Origin of the sequence: Serratia sp. LS-1, from assembly GCF_003719595.1 — a bacterium.
Taxonomy (GTDB): domain Bacteria; phylum Pseudomonadota; class Gammaproteobacteria; order Enterobacterales; family Enterobacteriaceae; genus Serratia; species Serratia ureilytica.
Window position 1 is genome coordinate 943574 of sequence record NZ_CP033504.1, and the last position, 17975, is coordinate 961548.

General features: G+C 59.2%; 14 protein-coding genes. 5 read left to right on the top strand and 9 right to left on the bottom strand.

Going from position 1 to position 17975, the window contains the following annotated elements; genetic code table 11:
- Positions 1 to 73 precede the first annotated feature (73 nt).
- From EDY99_RS04650 to metG, 7 genes are all read right to left on the bottom strand, one after another.
- Entirely contained in the window at positions 74 to 1771 is a 1698-nt protein-coding gene (locus EDY99_RS04650; protein WP_004938945.1) for an NAD-dependent malic enzyme, read from the bottom strand.
- A 221-nt stretch (positions 1772 to 1992) separates the two neighbouring features.
- A complete protein-coding gene (gene cdd / locus EDY99_RS04655; protein ID WP_033650596.1) occupies positions 1993 to 2877 on the bottom strand; it encodes a cytidine deaminase in 885 nt (294 codons plus the stop codon).
- A gap of 137 nt (positions 2878 to 3014) precedes the next feature.
- The gene (locus EDY99_RS04660) at positions 3015 to 3710 is read right to left on the bottom strand and encodes a CidB/LrgB family autolysis modulator (protein ID WP_033642447.1); all 696 of its coding nucleotides are present in this window, start codon (positions 3708 to 3710) and stop codon (positions 3015 to 3017) included.
- Positions 3707 to 4114, bottom strand: coding sequence for a CidA/LrgA family protein (locus EDY99_RS04665; RefSeq protein ID WP_033642448.1), 408 nt, complete (start codon positions 4112 to 4114; stop codon positions 3707 to 3709). Before EDY99_RS04665 ends, EDY99_RS04660 begins: the two co-directional genes overlap by 4 nt.
- Positions 4115 to 4252: 138 nt before the next feature.
- Positions 4253 to 5467, bottom strand: a complete 1215-nt coding sequence (locus EDY99_RS04670) for an MFS transporter (protein ID WP_101453344.1) — start codon at positions 5465 to 5467, stop codon at positions 4253 to 4255.
- Between the two features lie 131 nt (positions 5468 to 5598).
- A complete protein-coding gene (locus EDY99_RS04675) occupies positions 5599 to 6666 on the bottom strand; it encodes a sugar ABC transporter substrate-binding protein (RefSeq protein ID WP_033642450.1) in 1068 nt (355 codons plus the stop codon).
- 228 nt (positions 6667 to 6894) lie between these two features.
- Positions 6895 to 8922, bottom strand: a complete 2028-nt coding sequence (gene metG, locus EDY99_RS04680) for a methionine--tRNA ligase (RefSeq protein WP_046686707.1) — start codon at positions 8920 to 8922, stop codon at positions 6895 to 6897.
- A gap of 159 nt (positions 8923 to 9081) precedes the next feature.
- Here metG and apbC point away from each other — a divergent pair, with 159 nt between their 5' ends.
- The gene (apbC, locus tag EDY99_RS04685) at positions 9082 to 10194 is read left to right on the top strand and encodes an iron-sulfur cluster carrier protein ApbC (protein ID WP_033650602.1); all 1113 of its coding nucleotides are present in this window, start codon (positions 9082 to 9084) and stop codon (positions 10192 to 10194) included.
- 45 nt (positions 10195 to 10239) lie between these two features.
- Here apbC and EDY99_RS04690 read toward each other — a convergent pair whose 3' ends face one another.
- Positions 10240 to 10869: a phosphatase PAP2 family protein gene (locus EDY99_RS04690; protein ID WP_101453341.1), complete on the bottom strand. Its 630-nt coding sequence runs from the start codon at positions 10867 to 10869 to the stop codon at positions 10240 to 10242.
- Positions 10870 to 11101: 232 nt separating this feature from the next.
- Between EDY99_RS04690 and udk the strand changes: the two genes are divergently transcribed.
- The 4 genes from udk to dcuC all read left to right on the top strand — a co-directional run bounded on the left by udk (position 11102) and on the right by dcuC (position 15852).
- Positions 11102 to 11743, top strand: a complete 642-nt coding sequence (gene udk / locus EDY99_RS04695) for a uridine kinase (RefSeq protein WP_033642454.1) — start codon at positions 11102 to 11104, stop codon at positions 11741 to 11743.
- Positions 11744 to 11868: 125 nt separating this feature from the next.
- Positions 11869 to 12450, top strand: coding sequence for a dCTP deaminase (dcd, locus tag EDY99_RS04700; RefSeq protein ID WP_019454407.1), 582 nt, complete (start codon positions 11869 to 11871; stop codon positions 12448 to 12450).
- 44 nt (positions 12451 to 12494) lie between these two features.
- A complete protein-coding gene (gene asmA / locus EDY99_RS04705; RefSeq protein WP_046686709.1) occupies positions 12495 to 14327 on the top strand; it encodes an outer membrane assembly protein AsmA in 1833 nt (610 codons plus the stop codon).
- 172 nt (positions 14328 to 14499) lie between these two features.
- On the top strand, positions 14500 to 15852 hold the full coding sequence (gene dcuC, locus EDY99_RS04710) for an anaerobic C4-dicarboxylate transporter DcuC (RefSeq protein WP_101453339.1): 1353 nt from the start codon (positions 14500 to 14502) through the stop codon (positions 15850 to 15852).
- Between the two features lie 31 nt (positions 15853 to 15883).
- On the opposite strand, the gene EDY99_RS04715 is transcribed toward dcuC, so the two are convergent.
- Positions 15884 to 17467 (bottom strand): TerC family protein, encoded by a 1584-nt coding sequence (locus tag EDY99_RS04715; protein ID WP_033642457.1) that lies wholly within the window; start codon positions 17465 to 17467, stop codon positions 15884 to 15886.
- Between the last annotated feature and the right edge of the window lie 508 nt (positions 17468 to 17975).

Consider the following 17975-nt stretch of genomic DNA (forward strand, 5'->3'; position numbering starts at 1 on the left):
GGACCGCTATGGCTAAGAAAATTTCAGGCCTATCGTTGCAGACGCAGGGAAGGCTACGATAGGCCTGGATAATTCAGAACGAGGTGCGCTTATAGCTGCGGTACTGCGGCCGCCAGAAGTTGTGCTCGATGGCTTTCGACAGTGCGTCTTCGGAGGTGACGATCGCCACACCCTGCAGCTGCGCCGCTTTGCCCACTTCCATGGCGATGCACTTGGATACGCCCTGAATATCGTCGATATTCGGCAGCAGCGCGCCGTGGCCGTCGGTCGCCAGCGGCGAACAATCCGCCAGCGCGCGGCTGGCGGCCATCAGCATGGCGTCGGTGACGCGGGTGGCGCCGGAGGCCAGCACGCCCAAACCGATGCCCGGGAAGATGTAGGAGTTGTTGCACTGGGCGATCGGGTACAGCTGCTCTTTGTAGCTTACCGGCGCAAACGGGCTGCCGGTCGCGACCAGGGCGGCGCCGTCGGTCCAGTTGATGATGTCTTCCGGACGGGCTTCCACGCGCGAGGTCGGGTTGGACAGCGGCATCACGATAGGACGTTCGCAGTGCTTGTGCATCTCGCGGATCAGCTCTTCGGTAAACAGCCCTGGCTGGCCGGAAACGCCGATCAGAATGGTCGGCTTGGCGTTGCGCACCACGTCCAGCAGCGAGATGGCGTCGCTGGCGGTTTCCCAACCGGCCAGGTTGTCGCTCTTCTGCACCAGCTTGCTCTGGAAGTCGAGCAGGTTCGGCAGTTTGTCGGTCAGCAGGCCGAAACGGTCAACCATGAATACGCGGGCGCGCGCTTCGTCTTCGCTCAACCCCTCGGACTTCATCTGCGCGATGATCTGCTCGGCGATGCCGCAGCCGGCGGAACCGGCGCCGAGGAAGGTGACGGTCTGATCGCGCAGCTGGCTGCCGGCGGCGCGGCTGGCGGCGATCAGGCTGCCGAGGGTGACCGCGGCGGTGCCCTGGATGTCGTCGTTAAAGCAGCAGATCTCGTCGCGGTAGCGGTTCAGCAGCGGGGTGGCGTTGTTCTGCGCGAAGTCTTCGAACTGCAGCAGCACGTTCGGCCAGCGGCGTTTGACCGCCTGAATAAACTCTTCGACGAAGGCGTGGTATTCCTCGCCGGAGATGCGCGGATGGCGCCAGCCCATGTACAGCGGATCGTTGAGGCGCTGCGGGTTGTTGGTGCCGACGTCCAACACTACCGGCAGGGTATAGGCCGGACTGATGCCGCCGCAGGCGGTATACAGCGACAGCTTGCCGATGGGAATGCCCATGCCGCCGATGCCCTGGTCGCCCAGGCCGAGAATGCGTTCGCCGTCGGTCACCACGATCACCTTGACGTTCTGCTTGGTGGCGTTTTGCAGCATGTCATCGATGCGATCGCGGTTCGGGTAGGAGATGAACAGCCCGCGCGCGCGGCGGTAGATATCGGAGAAGTGCTCACAGGCCTCGCCGACGGTCGGGGTGTAGATGATTGGCATCATCTCGCTCAGGTGCGAGTCCAGCAGGCGATAGAACAGGGTTTCGTTGGTGTCCTGGATGTTGCGCAGGTAGATGTGCTTATCGTTATCGTTCTTGAAATCCTGATACTGACGGTAGGCGCGTTCCACCTGTTCTTCGATGGTCTCCACCGCTTCCGGCAGCAGGCCGTGCAGGTTGAAGTGGCTACGTTCTTCCTCGGTGAAAGCGCTGCCTTTGTTCAGCAGCGGAAATTCCAGCAGAATCGGGCCGGCGTAAGGGATATAGAGCGGGCGTTTGCTTTCGTATTCTAGTTCCATCAGTTTTACTCTTCACGTATCAGATAACTGTATTGCCGACGATCCTAAAAGATAAAGAGAAGATGTACAGCATTTGTTGCCCGATGATGAACCAGGTTGGCGTAATTATCGACAATCAAATGATTTTTTAACTAAAGAAAGTGTCTCTGGCGGCGTCGGGGCATTGTATTTGGCGGGCGGTGCTGTTAACGGCGGAACCGGATGGCCCCGCCGTCGTGCGCTTAGAAGGCGGCGCGGCTGACGTTTTGGCAACCCAGCGCCGCCAGAGTGACGCGGGTGGCATCCCACTGGCTGATGCTCGCGTCCTGCGGTTCGGCCAGGACGGCGCGACGGATAGCCCGGCAGTCGCCGCCGGAGAGGTTCAGCAGGATCAGCGCAGCCTGCAGCGGCGGCAGACTCGGGTTAAAAGCGGCGTTTTCCGCATACCGGCCGGCGTAGAGGCTGCCGTCTGCCGTTTCCAGCGCCACGCCGCTGTGGGCGTTGCTGTACGGCGCGTGGCTCCGGTTGGCCGCCGCCAGCGCCGCTTGCGTCAGCGCATCGTTCAGCGGCAGTTGATGCCCGTGATTGACCTCGTCCATGAGCAGTGAAGCGACATCCAGATCTTTCGGGCCGAAGGCGTCCGGCAGATAGTCCGCCAGCGTGGCCGGCGCGCGGCCAGGCAAACGGATTTGCAGCGCGCCGCCGCTGTTCAGCTCATTCATAAACTGGCGGCAGTGGCCGCACGGCGTATAGTTGACGGTGATCGAGGCCAGCGCTTTTTCGCCGCGCAGCCAGGCGTGAGTCACTGCGCTTTGTTCCGCATGTACGGATTGCTGCAGCGGCGCGCCGCTGAATTCCATATTGGCGCCGAAATAGAGATTGCCGCTTTGCCCGCGCGCGATGGCGCCGACGTGGAAATGCGATATCGGGGTTAACGAGCAGGCCGCCGCCAGCGGCAGCAGCGCGAATGCCAGCGCGTCATCGTCCAACCCGCAGCCTGAGCGGATCGCCGCCGCTTGCTCGGCCGTGAACATCGCCGGAAAGTCGGACGCGTCCAGATAGGGCTGCAGGGCGGATTGCAGTGTCGCGGGCAGTGCGCTGAAAGCGGTGTGAAAACGCGGATGCATGGAAGGTCTCTCTACAGGTTAACGGGATCACATTCTAGGCAGGCCAGACACATTAAAGTGTGATCAATATCTCTTAAATGATGAAATCAATGCAATAAAAGGCGTAAATGCGAGATGTATCGCAAGTTTCACCCTGATCAACCGAACAGATGCAACAGCACCGGAAACACAAATGGCGCCAGCAGCGAGGTGATGATGCCGCAGATCACCAGCGCCAGCGAGCCGAAGGCGCCCTCCTGATAGTCCATCTCCGCGCAGCGCGCGGTGCCCAGCGCGTGGGAAGCCGTGCCCATCGCCAGGCCACGCGCCGAGGGCGTCGTGATTTTCAACAGGTTGAACAGCGTGTGGCCGAACACGGCGCCGAGGATGCCGACGAAAATAACGCAAACCGCGCTGATCGCCGGAATGCCGCCGAGCGAGTCCGCGACGGCCATCGCGATCGGCGTAGTGACCGATTTCGGCAAGATAGAGGCGGCGATTTCCGGCGTGGCGCCCAACCACAGGGCGATGGCGCCGCCGCTGATCATGGCGGTCAGGCTGCCGATGAAGCACACCGTGATAATCGACTTCCAGCGCGCGCGGATTTGGTGCAACTGCTCATACAGCGGGAAGGCCAGCGCGACGACCGCCGGCTGCAGCAGATCGTTGAGGATCCTGCTGCCCTGGAAGTAGCGCTCATAGGAAATGCCGCTGAGCAGCAGCAGTGGGATGATCACCGCCATGGAAACCAGCAGCGGATTGAGCAGCGGCATGTTCAACTTGCGCGCCAGCCAGCGCGCGGCGAAATAGACCGCCAGCGTCAGCGGCAGCGACCACCAGATTTCGTGGATCATGAGTTGCCCTCCGTGTCGTCGGGCTTGCCGGCAATGCGGCGCTCGCGGTGAAAATAGTGTGAGGTATAGCCGACCACCACCAGCACCATCAGCGTGCTGATCAGGCAAGAAATGACCAGCGGGCCCAGATGCGCGACGATCTGGTCGTAATATTTCATCACGCCGACGCCGATCGGCACGAACAGCAGCACCATGTAGCGGATCAGCAAATGACAGCCGGGTTTAACCCATTTGGCCGGCAGGATCTGGGTGGAGAGCAGCGCGAACAGCAAGAGCATGCCGATGATGCTGCCGGGAATGGCGAACGGCAGCAGCGCCGCCACTGCGTTGCCGACGAACAGACACAGGTAGATGAGGAGCAGGGCCCTGAGGTATTTCCAGCACAGTGTGAGCACGTTGGCCATTGTTTTTTCCCGTTTAACCGATGCATTCATCATACAATTAAACTGTGAGCCACGCCACAGATCGCACTATGAATTCTCGCTATGCCTGCCATGCGCGATCGGCGGGTTGACATCCTGCTTTGAGAGTTGCAGGCAGGGTCAGCGCGCGTCTTCGGCCGTTGCCGCAGAACGTTCCGCCAAACGATGGCCGAGGAAGAAAAACAGCAGGCTGAGCAGCGCGGCGGCGATCAGCATCACGAACATCAGCGGCGGCGCGGCGTAGCTGAGCATGACCCCGCACAGCACCGGGTTGATGGCGCCGCCCAATGCGCTGAGGTTCTGTACGCCATAGTAGCTGCCTTTCAGGTGCGGCGGCGCGATAAAGTCGATGAACATGTATTCCACCGGGATAACGATGATCTCGCCTAAGGTAAACACCGCCATCGCCGCCAGCCATAGCCAGATCGCCTGGCCGGCCACCATAAAACCGAGCAGCCCGACGATGAAAAACAGCGTGCCCAGCGCCAGCCAGCGCAGCATATTTTCCTGGCGCATGCCGCGGCTGAGCAGGTATTGCAGGGCGATGACGATACCGGCGTTGACGATCATCACCAACCCGATGATTTTGTAGGCGAACTCGGCGCTGGAGACGGTGATCAGGTACTGCGACAAATAACCCGTGAACTGGCCGAACACCACCGCGCCCAGCGTGCTGCCGAGGGTGAAGTAGATCAGCCGCCGATCGCTGCGCAAGATGGCCAGCGTTTGGCGGAAATTGGCCAGCGCGGCCGGTGCGGCGGCGCTGGGTGCCGGGCGCTGTTCACCACCGCGCAAGCGCAGGCTCAGCGCCGTCACCGTCGCCAGCGCCAGGCCGCCTGACAGGTAGAACGGCAGCAGCGGACTCAGCCCGGCCACCAGAACGCCGAGCGCAGAGCCGATCGCCCAGCCGACGTTGACCAGCGTGTAGTTGATTGAGAAAGCCTTGATGCGCTGCTCGACCGGCAGCCAATCGGCGAAACAGGCCTTAATGGTGATGCTCAGCACCGAATAACAGGTATGCAGGATCGCCAGCACCACGATCACGCCGCCGGGACGCGGGATCCAGGGAATGGCGAAGAAACTCAGCGCGAACAATAAAATCGACAGCAGGATCAGGCGGTTTTTGCTGAATTTGTCCACCAGATAACCGCCGTACAGGCTGGCGATGATGCCGAGGGTGAGGCTGACGCCCAGGATCACGCCCACGCTTTTCGGCAACAGCTGGAAGTGCTCGGTGAGGTAGATGGTGATGAACGGCAGCGTGACGCCGCGGCCGATGGTCAACACCAGCGAACTGGCCAGCAGTACGTTGATCAGCGAGGGGAATCCCTTCATTTGAAACCTGTTTATGCATACAGTTATTGGGCGATGCAGATAACATAGCGCATTTTGGCGGGGACGGAAGGGGGCTGCCGATATTTATCTGAAAAACAGAGGCTGCGTCGGCAGCCTCGTGAAAAACAGCATTATTTACCGTGTTCGGCCTGCAGCGTGGCGAACCACGGCTGAACGAAATCGCTGCTGCTGCCCCAGCCGGGGATGATCTTCGCCAGGCCGGCGACGTTGACCGGCCCCGGTTGCGCCAGCAGCAGCGCCTGCGGAATGATCGCCGCTTTGAACTGATAGTTGTCCGGCGTGCTTTCCCCGGCGATCTTGTTGGCCACCAGGCGCAGGTTGACCGCGCCGATCAGCTTCGGATCCACCGCCACGCTGACCTGCCACGGGCTGCCGGCCTCGCGCATCAGCTGTAAATCCTGATTGGAGATATCGATGCTGTACAGCTTGATTTCGGTGCGGCCGTTCTCTTTCAACGCCTTGTAAGCTCCTTGGGTAAAGGCGTCCCACGTGCCCCAGATGGCGTCGATCTTGCCTTTCGGGTATTTCGCCAGCACCGCGCCCACCTTATTGGCGGTATCGCCCTGCACGTCGGATGAGACCGCGCCGATCGATTCCAGCTCATGAATGCCCGGATGCTGTTTCAGCAACTGCTGATAAGCGGCCTGACGGCGTTCCATCGGCGGGAAGCCGGCCACCCACAGTTTGACAATATTGGCCTGGCCGTTGAAATCCTTCACCAGTTGGCCGAAGGAGGCATTGGCCAGTGAAGCGTCGTCCTGCTGCGAGACGGTGACGCCGGGAACGCTGCCGCTGACGTCGGTATCGAAAGCCGCGACGGCGATGCCGGCCGCCGCGATGCGCTTGACCAGGTCGGTGGAATAGGGGGCTCGCCCCTGCGAGAGAATGATGCCGTCATATTTCTGGCTGATAGCCTGATTGACGAAGTCCTGGAAGCGCGCGTCGTCGCCATTGCTGAGGAAGGTATCCACCTTAAAGCCCAGCTTGCGCCCTTCCTGAATGGCGCCCGCCAAAAATTGCGTGGTGTTGTCGTCGGATCCGAGGTTGCGGATCACCGCGATGCGCACCGGCCCCTGATGCTGAGCGATGGCGGCGGGTACGGTGGCGTTTTCCGCCGCCTGCAGCGGCAGGGCGGACAACAGACTGAGGGCGAGCAGCGAAGTCTTGAGGTTTTTCATTATTATAGGCTCCAAAAAAGCAGGGAAACGATCCCGGTGAAGGTCTGTTATAGCAGTCTTTCTGTCTGGACGTCTATTTTGGGTTTCGGAGCATCATAGCCGGATGCGGCGGGCAGGGGAATCAGGGCGGTTATGACTTTTTCTTCATGCTTATAACGTGGGGGTTGGGGCAATAAAAAAAAAAGGGCCGAGCAAGCTCGACCCTCCCTACGCCGCGCATCTGCGCGATTACTTGACCTGCATGCCAGGCTGCGCGCCGCTGTCCGGGCTCAGCAGGAAGATCTCTTTCCCGCCAGGGCCTGCCGCCATCACCATGCCTTCTGACACGCCGAAGCGCATTTTACGCGGCGCCAGGTTGGCGACCATGATGGTCAGACGGCCTTCCAGCGCTTTCGGGTCCGGGTAAGCGGAGCGAATGCCGGAGAAGATTTGGCGCGATTCGCCGCCCAGATCCAGCTGCAGCTTCAGCAGCTTGTCGGAGCCCTCGACAAAGTCGGCGCTCTTGATCAGGGCGATACGCATGTCGACCTTGGCGAAGTCGTCGAAGGTGATGGTTTCCTGGATTGGATCGTCAGCCAGCGGGCCGGTCACCGGCTTGGCGGCGGCCATGTCTTCTTTCGAGGCGCTGACCATCTCGTTGACCTTGTCCAGATCGATGCGGTTGAACAGCGCTTTGAACGCGTTCACCTGATGGCCCAGCAGCGGCTGCGGGATCGCGTCCCAGCTCAGCTCGGCGTTGAGGAACGCTTCGGCGCGTTCGGTCAGCGAAGGCAGCACCGGCTTAAGGTAAGTCATCAGCACGCGGAACAGGTTGATGCCCATCGAGCAGATGGCCTGCAGATCGGCGTCGCGGCCTTCTTCCTTCGCCACCACCCACGGCGCCTGCTCATCCACATAGCGGTTGGCCAGATCGGCCAGCGCCATGATTTCGCGGATTGCGCGGCTGAACTCGCGGGCGGCGTAGGCTTCGGCGATGCTCTGTGCCGCGTCGACGAAGGTCTGGTACAGCGCCGGATCGGCCAGGGTGTCGGCCAGCTTGCCGCCGAAGCGCTTGTTGATAAAGCCGGCGTTGCGCGAAGCCAGGTTCACCACCTTGTTGACGATGTCGGCGTTGACGCGCTGCACGAAGTCTTCCAGATTGAGATCGATGTCGTCAATGCGTGAAGAGAGCTTGGCGGCGTAGTAATAGCGCAGGCAGTCGGCGTCGAGGTGCTGCAGGTAGGTGCCGGCCTTGATGAAGGTGCCGCGCGACTTGGACATCTTGGCGCCGTTCACCGTCACGTAACCGTGCACGAACAGGTTGCTCGGTTTGCGGAACTGGCTGCCTTCCAGCATCGCCGGCCAGAACAGGCTGTGGAAGTAGACGATGTCCTTGCCGATAAAGTGGTACAGCTCGGTGGTGGAGTCTTTGCGCCAGAACTCGTCGAAGTCCAGATCGCCGCGCTTGTCGCACAGGTTCTTGAAGGAGCCCATGTAGCCGATCGGCGCGTCCAGCCAGACGTAGAAGTATTTGCCCGGCGCATCCGGGATTTCGAAGCCGAAGTAAGGCGCATCGCGGGAGATGTCCCACTGCTGCAGGCCGGATTCGAACCACTCCTGCATCTTGTTCGCTACCTGCTCCTGCAGCGCGCCGGAGCGCGTCCACGCCTGCAGCATTTCGCTGAAGGCCGGCAGGTCGAAGAAGAAGTGCTCGGAGTCGCGCATCACCGGCGTCGCGCCGGAAACCACGGACTTCGGATCGATCAGTTCCGTCGGGCTGTAGGTGGCGCCGCACACTTCGCAGTTGTCGCCGTACTGGTCTGGCGATTTGCATTTCGGGCAGGTGCCTTTCACGAAACGATCCGGCAGGAACATGCCTTTCTCTGGATCGTACAGCTGAGAAATGGTGCGGTTCTTGATAAACCCGTTTTCTTTCAAGCGGCTGTAAATCAGGGTGGACAGCTCACGGTTTTCATCGCTATGGGTCGAATGATAGTTGTCATAGCTGATGCCAAAGCCGGCGAAATCCTGTTGGTGCTCCTGGCTCATCTCCGCGATCATTTCTTCCGGTTTAACGCCCAGTTGCTGCGCTTTCAGCATGATCGGCGTGCCGTGCGCGTCGTCCGCGCAGATGAAATGCACTTCGTGGCCGCGCATTCGTTGGTAACGCACCCAGATATCCGCCTGGATGTGCTCGAGCATGTGGCCGAGATGGATGGAACCATTTGCGTACGGTAGCGCGCACGTCACCAATAATTTTTTCGCGACTTGAGCCATAGTGAGAACTTGCTTTCTGTAATGAATAAAAGGGCCTTCGATGTTAACCGATCGCGCCCTTCGCTGCTAGGGCGGTTTCTTACAGGTTATACGCGCCAGCCGCCGCGCAGTTCTGGTATGCTTAGCCGGAAGCTACCCATTCAAAATCAAGGAGCCGGGATGAACGCAAAATCCCCTGAGCAGACCAACCCCGAAGTTCTGCGCGCCCTGGTGACCGGTGTACTGGCCGCCTTTGAACACCCGACGTTGAAAAACAACCTGACCGCATTGAAGGCTATCCATCACTGCGCGTTGCTGGACGATGTACTGCATATCGAACTGACGATGCCCTTTGCCTGGCAGAGCGGCTTTGAAGCGCTGCAGGCGAGCGTCGGCCCTGAGCTGCTGCGCGTGACCGGCGCCGGCGCCATCGATTGGAAGCTGAAACACGATATCACGACGCTGAAGCGCGCCAACGCGCAGGCCGGGATCAAAGGCGTGCGCAACATCATCGCCGTCAGCTCCGGCAAAGGCGGAGTGGGGAAATCCAGCACCGCCGTCAACCTGGCGCTGGCGCTGGCCGCCGAAGGGGCCAAGGTCGGCATTCTGGACGCCGACATTTACGGCCCGTCGATCCCCAATATGCTGGGCACCGAACACGAGCGGCCGACCTCGCCGGACGGTCAGCATATGGCGCCGATCATGGCGCACGGGCTGGCGACCAACTCCATCGGTTATCTGGTGACCGACGACAACGCCATGGTGTGGCGCGGCCCGATGGCCAGCAAGGCGTTGATGCAGCTGCTGCAGGATACGCTGTGGCCGGATCTGGATTACCTGGTGCTGGACATGCCGCCGGGCACCGGTGACATCCAACTGACGCTGTCGCAGAACATTCCGGTGACCGGCGCGCTGGTGGTCACCACGCCGCAGGATATCGCCTTGTTGGATGCCGCCAAAGGCATCGTAATGTTCGAGAAAGTGCATGTGCCGGTACTGGGCATTGTCGAGAACATGAGCGTGCATATCTGCAGCAACTGCGGCCACCATGAGCCGATCTTTGGCACCGGCGGCGCCGAGAAGCTGGTGCAGAAATATAACAGCCGTCTGCTGGGGCAGATGCCGCTGCATATCTCGCTGCGTGAAGATCTGGATCGCGGTACGCCGACGGTGATCAGCCGCCCGGACAGCGAATTCGCCGACATGTATCGTCAATTGGCCGGCCGCGTGGCTGCGCAGATGTATTGGCAGGGCGAGGCGATCCCGACGGAGATTGCGTTCCGCGCGCTGTAATCAGCCTATCGCAATGCAAGAACCCGGCTTAAACGCCGGGTTTTTTTATGGGGTAGGGGTAGGCTTGTGCAGGTCGGCACGGGTATAAGGGCGTTCGATCTGCGCCAGCGTTTTGGCGATATGTTCCAGCAATCCCTGAGTGGGGGCCGGCTGCCGCTGCCCCATCAGCGCCAACGGCAAGGCCAGCGCGATGACCAAATGCGGCCAGGCAAGCTGTGGTCGCGCTTTCCCTCGCTGCAGCCATAAAAACAGCGCGCTGGCCAGGTAGCCTAAAATCAGCCCGCTGATGACTTCGGATACCGAATGCACGCGGATTTCCAGGCGCGACACGCCGATGGTTAAAGGCAATATCCACCCGGTCAGTAAAGCGATGCTACGAATGGGGTGGGAAAAGCGACCGGTCAACGTCCAAAGCAATGGCGGCCAGATGCTTGCCGCGAGGGCCGAATGGCCGCTGAATCCGGTGAAGTCATAACTTGCGCTACCAATGCCCCAGCCCATAAAGGCCAACTTGGACAGGCAGACCAGCCCGCCGGTGAAACCGAAAATCAGCGCCCATTGCCAGCCTGCAACGCGGGTGGCGGAAAACACGATCAGCAACAAAAACAGAATCAGCGCGCAGGGCAGCAGCAGCATGCTGTCGCCGAAAAAAGTCAAAAAATACCAATCCAGCACATCATTCTCCGATGAAAGACTACGGGGTCCCTAAGTCAGCGCAGGAGTGTAACCTGTTGCGGGGCATTGCCCTAGCCGTGAGATTCTTAAAATGTCATATCGCCGGTAGGGCGCGATCGCCTGAATTCGCCCGCCGTCGCGCAATATACAGTGGCGCAAACCCCGACGACTCCCTATAATTGTCGCGTTTTAGTTCCCTCCCTTCACATTACGAAATCAGGTCTTTAATTTTATGACTGACAATCCGCATCAGTGCGTCATTATTGGTATAGCTGGCGCATCTGCCTCCGGAAAAAGCCTTATTGCCAGCACGTTGTACCGCGAACTCCGCGAGCAGGTCGGCGATGAGCACATCGGCGTTATTCCAGAAGACAGTTACTATAAAGACCAGAGTCACCTGACCATGGAAGAACGGGTCAAAACCAACTATGACCACCCGAGCGCCATGGATCACAACCTGCTGTTCCAGCATTTGCAGATGCTGAAGGCCGGCAAAGCGATCGAACTGCCGCTGTACAGCTACACCGAGCACACGCGCAAGAAAGAAACCGTCCACCTGAAACCTAAAAAAGTCATTATTCTGGAAGGGATCTTGCTGCTGACGGATATCCGCTTGCGCCAGGAGATGAATTTCTCGATCTTCGTCGACACGCCGCTGGATATCTGCCTGATGCGCCGCATGAAGCGCGATGTCAACGAGCGCGGCCGCTCGATGGATTCGGTGATGGCGCAATACCAGAAGACCGTGCGCCCGATGTTCCTGCAGTTTATCGAACCTTCCAAACAATACGCCGATATCATCGTCCCGCGCGGCGGCAAAAACCGCATCGCGATCGATATTCTGAAAGCCAAAATCAGCCAATTCTTTGAATAATGCCGCTTAATGGCCGGAAATGTGTATTTCCGGCCGGCGGCCAACTATTTGCACCCCGGCGTAGACCTTTCGCCCGTTGTGTGGCAATTTTTGTTTAGTTACGCGTTTTGATGGAGAAGAGAGACATGAGACTGTGCGACCGCGATATAGAAGCCTGGCTGGATAGCGAGAAACTGGTGATTTCCCCACGTCCGCCGCTCGAACGCATCAACGGGGCCACAGTAGATGTCCGTTTGGGCAACCAGTTCCGCGTATTCAGCGGCCATACCGCGCCTTTTATCGATCTCAGCGGGCCGAAAGACGAAGTCAGCGCTGCGTTGGATCGCGTGATGAGCGACGAGATTGTCCTGCCGGAAGGCGAGGCGTTTTTCCTTCATCCCGGCGAGCTGGCCCTGGCGGTGACGTTCGAATCCGTGACGCTGCCGGACGATCTGGTGGGGTGGCTCGATGGCCGTTCTTCTCTGGCGCGCCTCGGGTTGATGGTGCACGTCACTGCGCACCGTATCGATCCGGGCTGGCACGGACGCATCGTGCTGGAATTTTACAACTCCGGCAAGCTGCCGCTGGCGCTGCGGCCGGGCATGCTGATCGGGGCCTTGAGCTTTGAACCGTTGTCCGGCCCGGCGGCCCGGCCATACAACAGCCGGCAGGACGCAAAATATCGCGATCAGCAGGGCGCAGTAGCCAGTCGAATCGACAAGGACTAACGGCGCGGGATGCACCGTCGGTGTGGCGCTGACAAGAGGGTGGCATGAGAAGATTACTGACGACATTGGCGATTTTACTGGTGGTTGTGGTGGCGGGGATGTCCGCGCTGGTACTGCTGGTCAATCCGAATGATTTTCGCGGTTACATGGTCAAAAAGGTCGAGCAGAAGAGCGGCTATCAGCTGACGCTCGAAGGCGACCTGCGCTGGCATATCTGGCCGCAGCTCAGCATTTTGGCCGGGCGCATGACGCTGACCGCGCCGGGCGCGAAAGCGCCGGTAGTGAGCGCGGAAAATATGCGCCTCGATGTCAAACTGTTGCCTCTGCTGTCGCATCAGCTGTTTGTGAAACAGGTGATGCTGAAAAACGCCGTCATTCTCCTCACGCCCGATAGCGAAGAGCATTCGCAGATGGATGCCCCGATCGCGCCGGCCGGCACTGGCACAGACGCGGCAGATGCGGCCTGGAAGTTCGATATCGATAATCTGCGGGTCGTGGACAGTCTGCTGATTTGGCAGCGCGCCGACAATGAGCAAATTAATGTCCGGGATATCAATCTCACCCTGCAACAAACGCAGACGCGACAGGCGCAGCTGGAACTTTCCAGCCGGGTCAATCGCGATCAGCGCGACCTGACCTTCAGCATGGCGGCCGATGTCGACTTGCAGCAGTTCCCTCGCCAGATTGGCGCCAAAGTCACCCAGTTCAATTATCAACTGGCGGGTGCGGATATTCCGAACGGCGGTATTCAGGGAGAGGGCAATGCGCAGGTGGTCTATCAGCAGACGCCGGCGCAGATTGCCGTCAGCCAGCTGAGCGTCAGTGCCAATAACAGCCAATTGACCGGCGATATCAGCGCCACGCTGGGGGCGGTGCCCGGCTATGTGGTGAACCTCAATTCGGCTAACCTCGATCTCGATGCGCTCTCCGGCTGGCAATCCAGCACCAATACCGCCGAACAACCCGCTGTGACTTCCGCGCCGGTGATCGCCAGCCAGGTTGACGATCGGCAGCAGAATTTAGAGGCGCTGCGCGATTTCAATGCGCAGTTGAATCTGCAGGCCGCGCAGTTGACCTATCGCGGTATGAACGTCACTCAGTTGGCCGTCGTGGCGGACAACCAACGCGGACTGCTGACGCTGCATAAACTCGCCGGACAATTGGCCGGCGGTGATTTCTCCTTGCCGGGCTCGCTGGACGCGCGCGGCAATAAACCGGTGATCAGCGTGCAGCCGGCGCTGAACCAGGTTGAACTGGGCACGGTGCTCAAAGCCTTCGACATGCCTCAGATGTTGACCGGCAAATTCAGCATGAAAGGGGATTTGACCGGCGATCGCCTCTCTTCACAGTCATTTGAGCGCCGCTGGCGCGGTACGGCGCAGCTGGCGATGCAGGATGCGCAGCTGCATGGCCTGAACATTCAGCAGCTGATCCAGCAGGCTGTGGCGCGCAACGATAACAGCGTGCGCGGGCAAGACAGCTATCAGCGTTATACCGAGGTCAAAAACGTCTCGGCGCAGGCCAGTCTGAATCAGGGCACGATCAAGCTCAGCGGTCTGACGGCGGATTCTCCTTTGCTGGCGCTGACCGGCGCCGGCAGCATCGATATGCCGGGCAAACAGTGCGATATGGCGCTTAACGTGCGCGTCACCGGCGGATGGCAAGGGCGCGGCGAGCTGATCGAGCAACTGCAAAAAACGCCGATCCCGCTGCGGGTCTATGGGCCGTGGCAACAGCTCAACTATCAACTGCAGGTCGATCAGGTGTTGCGTAAAACGCTGCAGGATCGGGCTAAAGATGCGCTGAACAAATGGGCTGAAAAGAACAAGGATTCGCGCGAAGGTCAGGATCTGAAAAAGCTGCTCGACAAGCTGTAATCCCTCCGATGCGGGCCACAGTGTGGCCCGCGTCAATATCGAGGTTCCCGCGATAATTTCTCTCCGTTACCTTGATGAAGGTCATGAAGACCTCTGCTCAGTTTGTGCAGAGTAAGGGCCAGTTTTGCTATTACTGTGCGCTTGAGCGCGAAAAATGACGAGTTGAGGAAACATGATAGAGCTCCTTATTGGCGCCGCGGTCGCGGCGGGCGTGGGCCGTTACATTATCAAGGGATATTCCGCTACCGGCGTCTTGTTGGTGGGAGGGTTGCTGCTGCTCGGCATCAGCGCCCTGATGGGGAAAACGCTGTTGCCGTCAGGCGCCGCCTCAACCGGCTGGCGCGCGACCGACATGATCGAATACGTCAAGATTTTGCTGATGAGCCGCGGCGGCGATCTCGGCATGATGATCATGATGCTGTGCGGCTTTGCCGCCTACATGACGCATATCGGCGCCAACGACGTGGTGGTCAAGCTGGCCTCACGCCCGTTGCAGATGATCAATTCGCCTTATCTGCTGATGGTGGCGGCGTATTTTGTCGCTTGCCTGATGTCGCTGGCGGTCTCTTCCGCCACTGGCCTCGGCGTGCTGCTGATGGCGACGCTGTTCCCGTTGATGGTGAACGTGGGCATCAGCCGCGGCGCGGCGGCTGCCATTTGCGCTTCGCCGGCGGCGATTATTCTGGCACCGACCTCCGGCGACGTGGTGCTGGCGGCCAAAGCGGCGGAGATGCCGCTGGTGGACTTCGCGTTCAAAACCACGCTGCCTATCTCGATTGCCGCCATTGTCTGCATGGCTGTGGCGCATTTTTTCTGGCAGCGTTATCTCGACAGAAAGAACAATGAACAGCATCACATCATGGACGTCAGCGAAATCAAAACCCATGCGCCGGGATTTTACGCGATATTGCCGTTTACACCGATCCTCGGCGTGCTGATTTTCGACGGCAAATGGGGACCTGAGCTGCACATCATTACCGTGCTGGTGGGGTGCATACTGTTGGCGGCATTGATTGAGTTCGTGCGCAGTTTCAGCGCGAAACAGGTATTCAGCGGCCTGGAAGTGGCTTATCGCGGCATGGCGGACGCATTCGCCAGCGTGGTCATGCTGTTGGTGGCCGCCGGGGTCTTCGCGCAAGGGTTGAGCACTGTCGGCTTTATCAGCGGGTTGATCGGGCTGGCGCAGTCGTTCGGCACCGGCGGTTTGATCATGATGTTGGTGCTGGTGGTGATCACCATGCTGGCGGCCATGACCACCGGCTCCGGCAATGCGCCGTTCTATGCGTTTGTCGAACTGATCCCGAAACTGGCGGCTCAAATGGGCGTTAACCCGGCTTATCTGGTGATCCCGATGCTGCAGGCGTCTAATCTCGGCCGCACGCTGTCGCCGGTCTCCGGCGTGGTGGTGGCGGTCTCCGGCATGGCGAAAATCTCACCGTTCGACGTGGTGAAGCGCACTTCGGTGCCGGTGATTGTCGGGCTGGTGGTGGTGATCGTGGCGACGGAGTTGCTGGTTCCCCAGTAAAACCAAGGCCGGGCAATGCCCGGCCTCAATGTTAAACCTCGTAGTCCTCCGGTGGGGGAGGCGGGGTGATCTTCACTTTCAGGATACGGTGGCTGTTGACCTCCAACGGCTCAAACAGGTAGTCACCGATCGTGATTTGTTCGCCTTCTTGCGGCACGCGCTGGCTGTGTTCCATCAGCAGCCCCGCCAGCGTGTGGTATTCACGCTTTTCTTCCAGCGGCATCGGCAGGTACAACACCAGATCTTCCAGCGGCATATAGCCGTTGGCGGTCCAACTGCCATCCTCGTTTTGCTGAATGTCGTGGCGTGCATCCACCTCTTCGCCGGCCTCCGGCAGGTTGCCGGCGATGGTTTCCATCACGTCCGTCAGGGTGACGATGCCTTCGACGGAACCGAACTCATCGACCACAAACGCAAAGTGCGTCTGTGCCTGGCGGAATTGCTCAAGGGCGCTCAACAGTGTGAGCTGCTCCGGGAAGATCAACGGTTGGCGTATCAGCGCGCGCAGATCCAGCGGCGCCTGCGCCAGCTGCTGTTTGAGGACGTCGATAGTGTGGATAACGCCCAACGGCTCATCGCTGGCGCTGCTTTCTACCACCACGATGCGCGTGTGTTGATTGCGCTCCAGCAATTGCGTCAGCTTCTCCTGCGGATCGTTCAGCTCAAGGTATTCGACGTCGTGACGCGAGGTCATGATGCTGCTGACCGTGCGCTGCGCCATGCCCAGCACGCGTTCGATCATGCGCCGCTCTTGCTGATTGAAGATCTCGCCGTTTTCGCTGTCGCTGTCGGCCAGCAGATTGGCGGAATGACTGTCGACCTCGGCTTCTTCATGTTTGCCGCTCAGCATGCGCAGCACCGCCTCGGCGGTACGCTCGCGCAGCGGCCGCACCTTCGACAGGAAACGACGGCGGTTGAACTGCGCCAGTTGGTTCAATGCTTCGATCATCACCGAGAAGCCGATCGCCGCGTAGAGATAGCCTTTCGGAATGTGGTAGCCGAAGCCCTCCGCCACCAGGCTGAAACCGATCATCAGCAGGAAGCTCAGGCACAGAATGACGATAGTCGGGTGAGCGTTGACGAAGCGCGTCAGCGGTTTGCTGGCCAGTAGCATCAGGCCGATGGCGATACAGACCGCGATCATCATCACCGCCAGGTGGTCGACCATGCCGACCGCGGTGATCACCGAGTCGAGCGAGAAGACGGCATCCAGCACCACGATCTGCGCCACCACCGGCCAGAAACGCGCGCCTTTGCGTGTGCCATGCTGCTCTTCATCCTTGCCCTCCAGCCGCTCGTTCAGCTCCATGGTGGCTTTGAACAGCAGGAATATGCCGCCGACCAGCATGATCAGATCGCGGCCGCTGAAGGGGTGTTCTGCGACGATGAACATCGGTTTGGTCAGCGTCGCCAGCCACGAGATGGAGGCGAGCAACGCCAGACGCATCACCAGCGCCAGCAACAGACCGACGACACGAGCCTTATCTCTTTGTTGTTTTGGTAGTTTATCCGCCAGAATGGCGATGAAGACAAGGTTGTCTATACCCAGAACGATTTCCAGCACGACCAATGTGGCCAGGCCGGCCCAAATTGTTGGATCAGCGATCCATTCCATACGCCCAATTTCACCTGTAAGTTCTACGGCTTATGCCGCACGGGAATGATGGGCGCTGAGGCGGCAAAATTCAACTCTAATCCGGGGAGATGGTTGGAAACAGGTTATTTAGGTAGAAAAAACACCTAATAATTCAAAGCACATTCAGGTGTACTTGGCATCACGGAGAAACTGTGTATGAGAACGCTAACTGGGTTGTTCATAAAAGACACATGCTTTAAAATTCAATAATATCAACGTATTGAAATAGGCTTCTTATGTTATTATTTGCATAGCTCCAGCGCGTTAGTAGTCTTATTCTGAAAACACCTAGCCACGGGTATCTAAGGCTTGTATCAGCAAGTCAATAGTATAAGAATCTTAGCCATATAAGCGAAGATAACTCGCGTTTTTTGGTTATAAGGGCATAGATTCTCGTTGTTCTTCAAGCTGCGAAATACCAACGTGTGATGCGAGCTCTTTGTCATGCACAGAAGCGTGCTTAGCGTTCATTGGATTGCGTGCAGGA

Coding starts and splice junctions, on each gene's coding strand:
- EDY99_RS04670 (WP_101453344.1), bottom strand. CDS start 5,467: ATGAAGGGATTCCCCTCGCTGATCAACGTACTGCTGGCCAGTTCGCTG.
- asmA (WP_046686709.1), top strand. CDS start 12,495: ATGAGAAGATTACTGACGACATTGGCGATTTTACTGGTGGTTGTGGTG.
- EDY99_RS04715 (WP_033642457.1), bottom strand. CDS start 17,467: ATGGAATGGATCGCTGATCCAACAATTTGGGCCGGCCTGGCCACATTG.
- EDY99_RS04660 (WP_033642447.1), bottom strand. CDS start 3,710: ATGATCCACGAAATCTGGTGGTCGCTGCCGCTGACGCTGGCGGTCTAT.
- udk (WP_033642454.1), top strand. CDS start 11,102: ATGACTGACAATCCGCATCAGTGCGTCATTATTGGTATAGCTGGCGCA.
- EDY99_RS04650 (WP_004938945.1), bottom strand. CDS start 1,771: ATGGAACTAGAATACGAAAGCAAACGCCCGCTCTATATCCCTTACGCC.
- dcd (WP_019454407.1), top strand. CDS start 11,869: ATGAGACTGTGCGACCGCGATATAGAAGCCTGGCTGGATAGCGAGAAA.
- cdd (WP_033650596.1), bottom strand. CDS start 2,877: ATGCATCCGCGTTTTCACACCGCTTTCAGCGCACTGCCCGCGACACTG.
- metG (WP_046686707.1), bottom strand. CDS start 8,922: ATGGCTCAAGTCGCGAAAAAATTATTGGTGACGTGCGCGCTACCGTAC.
- apbC (WP_033650602.1), top strand. CDS start 9,082: ATGAACGCAAAATCCCCTGAGCAGACCAACCCCGAAGTTCTGCGCGCC.
- EDY99_RS04665 (WP_033642448.1), bottom strand. CDS start 4,114: ATGGCCAACGTGCTCACACTGTGCTGGAAATACCTCAGGGCCCTGCTC.
- dcuC (WP_101453339.1), top strand. CDS start 14,500: ATGATAGAGCTCCTTATTGGCGCCGCGGTCGCGGCGGGCGTGGGCCGT.
- EDY99_RS04675 (WP_033642450.1), bottom strand. CDS start 6,666: ATGAAAAACCTCAAGACTTCGCTGCTCGCCCTCAGTCTGTTGTCCGCC.